At 58.1% G+C, this 2978-nt stretch carries 4 protein-coding genes and 1 pseudogene; all 5 read right to left on the bottom strand.

Annotated features, from left to right (window positions below; all coding sequences use genetic code 11):
- Positions 1-366, bottom strand: a 366-nt coding sequence (locus tag CPT76_RS06405) for an ATP-binding cassette domain-containing protein (RefSeq protein WP_146116173.1), incomplete at its 3' end; no start/stop codon positions are given.
- A gap of 231 nt (positions 367-597) precedes the next feature.
- Positions 598-1035 carry an NAD(P)H-dependent oxidoreductase gene (locus CPT76_RS39100; protein WP_258168144.1) on the bottom strand — a complete coding sequence of 146 codons (438 nt, stop codon included), beginning with the start codon at positions 1033-1035 and terminating at the stop codon, positions 598-600.
- A 71-nt stretch (positions 1036-1106) separates the two neighbouring features.
- Positions 1107-1301 (bottom strand): flavodoxin domain-containing protein, encoded by a 195-nt coding sequence (locus CPT76_RS39095; RefSeq protein ID WP_258168143.1) that lies wholly within the window; start codon positions 1299-1301, stop codon positions 1107-1109.
- A gap of 55 nt (positions 1302-1356) precedes the next feature.
- Positions 1357-2469: an amidohydrolase family protein gene (locus CPT76_RS06395; protein ID WP_105442288.1), complete on the bottom strand. Its 1113-nt coding sequence runs from the start codon at positions 2467-2469 to the stop codon at positions 1357-1359.
- Positions 2470-2736: 267 nt separating this feature from the next.
- Positions 2737-2978, bottom strand: a pseudogene (locus tag CPT76_RS37095) (CocE/NonD family hydrolase); the annotation flags it as partial.

The following is a 2978-nucleotide window of genomic DNA, read 5'->3' as shown; positions in this document are numbered from 1 at the left end:
GAGGGTGAGCGGCATCGTCACGTTGTCCAGAAGCTTTGCCCAAGGCAGCAGGGTGTGCTCCTGGAATACAAAAGCGATTTCGTTCTGCTTCCGCGCTTCGCGGGGCGTCGTACCGAGGACCGAAAGCTGACCGGTCGACGGCTCGGTCAAGCCGGCAATCATGTTAAACATGGTCGATTTTCCGCATCCCGACGGTCCGACAAAACAGAGGAATTCACCCTCCCCCGCTCGCAGATTGACCTGCTGAACGGCAACCGTTCCATTCGGGTATACCTTGCCGATCTGCTCCATGCCGACCAAAAGCTCTGGAGCGCCGGGACTTCCGGGCGGCTGCGGATTTGCTGCGGTTTGCTGTGCTGTATACATTTCCAGCCCTCCTCTAATCCTTTATGTAATAATAAATAACATCTATGCCTATGCCGCTCAATGAATATCCGTTGTTTTTGTGGTTAATTACAATAAAACGTATTTCTTTTGGGTTCATTTACGAAAGAGATGATCATTAATGTCACGTTATCTAACACAAAAAAAGCCCGGAATTCATCCGGACTTTCATGAAATACCTCGGCGATCGATGCCACCCTCTGCCGTTACCGGTTATTTCAAAAAACTTTGGGCCTTCAGGGCCTCCGCGCACAGCGCCACGCGCCGTCCGAGCCGGCCGGCCATCACCAGTTCGCGTTCATCCGGCTTGAGGCTGCTGTCAGGACCCGCCAATGTGGAAGCTCCGTAAGGAGAGCAGCCGATCGGATCGGCGGTCAAGTATTCCGGATTTTCGGAATAAGGCAGCCCGACCATGATCATTCCGAAATGAAACAGCGGCACCATCGACGTCAGCACATTCGCTTCGTGCCCGGTATGGATCGATCCGGTGCTCGTCAGCAGACCCGCCGGTTTGCCTTCCAGGCTCCCGTCGGCGCACAGGACCCCGGCAAATTCCAGAAACAGTTTGACCTGCGCGGGCATAGAGCCGTAATACGTCGGAAATCCCCAGACGATGCCATCCGCCCATCTTAAATCTTCGTTCGTGGCCACCGGTATGTCCTGCTGCCGGCGCATTGTTTCTTCGTATTTGGCGAAGCGGTCAACCGTCTTAAAACGGGTCTTCAGCTGCGAAGTTTCGCCTGGCTCCCCGTTGCAGTGCTTATCCTGATAAGGGGTCCGTTACGCTCTGATTCCAGCTCTGGAATGCGGCAGATGCGGACATCGGCTCCCGCCCTGCGCGCACCATCAGCGGCCGCCCACGCCATGTCCAAGACATGGCCGTATGCGCTGTAATAAAGCACCAATGTGCGGCTCATCCTCATACCTCCTCATTGCATGGTGGAAACGGTGCATGCCTTCAAACGGATCGAATCATAGCGTGAGCGCACGTTTCTGGACAAAGTCGACTCGTTCGCACGAGTCTTCCCAATAGCCCTGTAACAATGCGGAGCTCCATTTCTCCTTCGCCGGGGCTGCTTTCAGACAGGTGCCGCCGCGCCATACCCAGCGGCGTTCCGGCAGCATGGTCAGCAGTTCCTCCGGCGTCCTGGCGTCAAGCGCCACAAAATGGGCCGGGTTCCCCGGCAGGATGCCGTAATCGTCTGCGCCCGTTACCCTGGCCGGGTACTCGGTGATCATCCGCAGCACTTCGCGCATCTCGGCAGGACTGCCCATATGAGCGGCATAGGCAGTAACCAGGCCGATCAGCAGCAGGTCCCCCCTTCCGAACGGATGAAACGGGTCATGCATATTGTCTGAAGCCGCCGCCAGCGGAATGCCGGCCGCCAGCAGCTCCTTGACTCGGGTGACCCCCCTGCGCACCGGGAAGGCGTCATGCCGGCCCTGCAGGTACAGATTCGCGCCGGGAAGAGTAACGGCGCCCATGCCTGCCTCGGCCATAAGTCCAATGATCATGGCGGCATCCTCGTCCTTCATGGCGGCTAAGGAGCATAAGTGCCCTGCCGTGACCTTTCCCCTCCAGCCGTATTCCATCGCGCGTCGGGCGATATGGATTGCCGTCCGCTGGTTCGGATCGTCGCTCTCGTCCGTATGCAGATCAACCGGGCAGCCCAGCTTATCGGCCAAGGCGAACAGCCTGTCGATGTCGGGTTCCGGGTTGGGGGAAAGATGAGGGGCACCGCCCAATCCCGTCACGCCCATCGCAACCGATTCCTCGGCCGTATCCAGCGCCGCTTCACTGAGCTCAAAATAAGGGAGCAGCGGGAACAGCTGCAGCTCTGCATACGGCTTCAGCTCCTCTTTGACTTCAAGCGCAGCTTCGATGGTGCGCATCGCGACGTCTTTTCCATGCTTGACGTGAAAATCAAGATGGCTGCGCAGCACCACCGTTCCGTAAGAAATGGACTGCAGCGCCGAGCGCATGATGCGTGCTTTGATCTCCTCCTTGGAAAACCTCGGGGCGGCTGCGGCGTAATTGACGATCGCTTCGCCAAGCGTGCCGGAGACATTCCCGAGGGCCGTCACTGACGTCCACTTTCCGCCGCCGACTGGCCAGTGTGTACAGCGTCTCCTCCGATTGCAGCGGCAGGTAGGCGTTGAAGATCACCACTTCTTGTTCCATATCAATCCCACTCCTTTTATCCGTCGGTATTTATGTTTTCTACTTCTGCACACTCGTGCGCCAGGCTATGAGGACATAAAGGACGTATTCGATCGACCCGGCTGGGCAATAAGCGTTTGAATTCAGGCTCCCGCTCCGCTGTCACGCAATGGTTCATTTCATAATCCGCTTTATTCCGAGGTGTCACCAAGAATCGGCAGCTGAAGCCACGAGGCGTCTCCACTGGCATCCACCGCCACTGTGGCAATCTGCAGCGCATCCGGCCCTTGGCGTGCGGCTTCCTGCAGCGGAATGCCGTTGGGGTGGCGAAGCAGCAGCGGGTATGCGCTGCCGCTCAGCTCCAGCCGGAGCATCGAACCGACCGGGAGCTCGGCGGCCAGCTGCCGCATCCGGATCGTCGCCGTCTCCCAAC

The organism is Paenibacillus sp. AR247 (genome assembly GCF_002968895.1).
GTDB classification, from domain to species: domain Bacteria; phylum Bacillota; class Bacilli; order Paenibacillales; family Paenibacillaceae; genus Paenibacillus_AQ; species Paenibacillus_AQ favisporus.
This window is presented reverse-complemented; position numbering and strand designations above follow the sequence as displayed.

Coding starts and splice junctions, on each gene's coding strand:
- CPT76_RS39095 (WP_258168143.1), bottom strand. CDS start 1,301: ATGAGCCGCACATTGGTGCTTTATTACAGCGCATACGGCCATGTCTTG.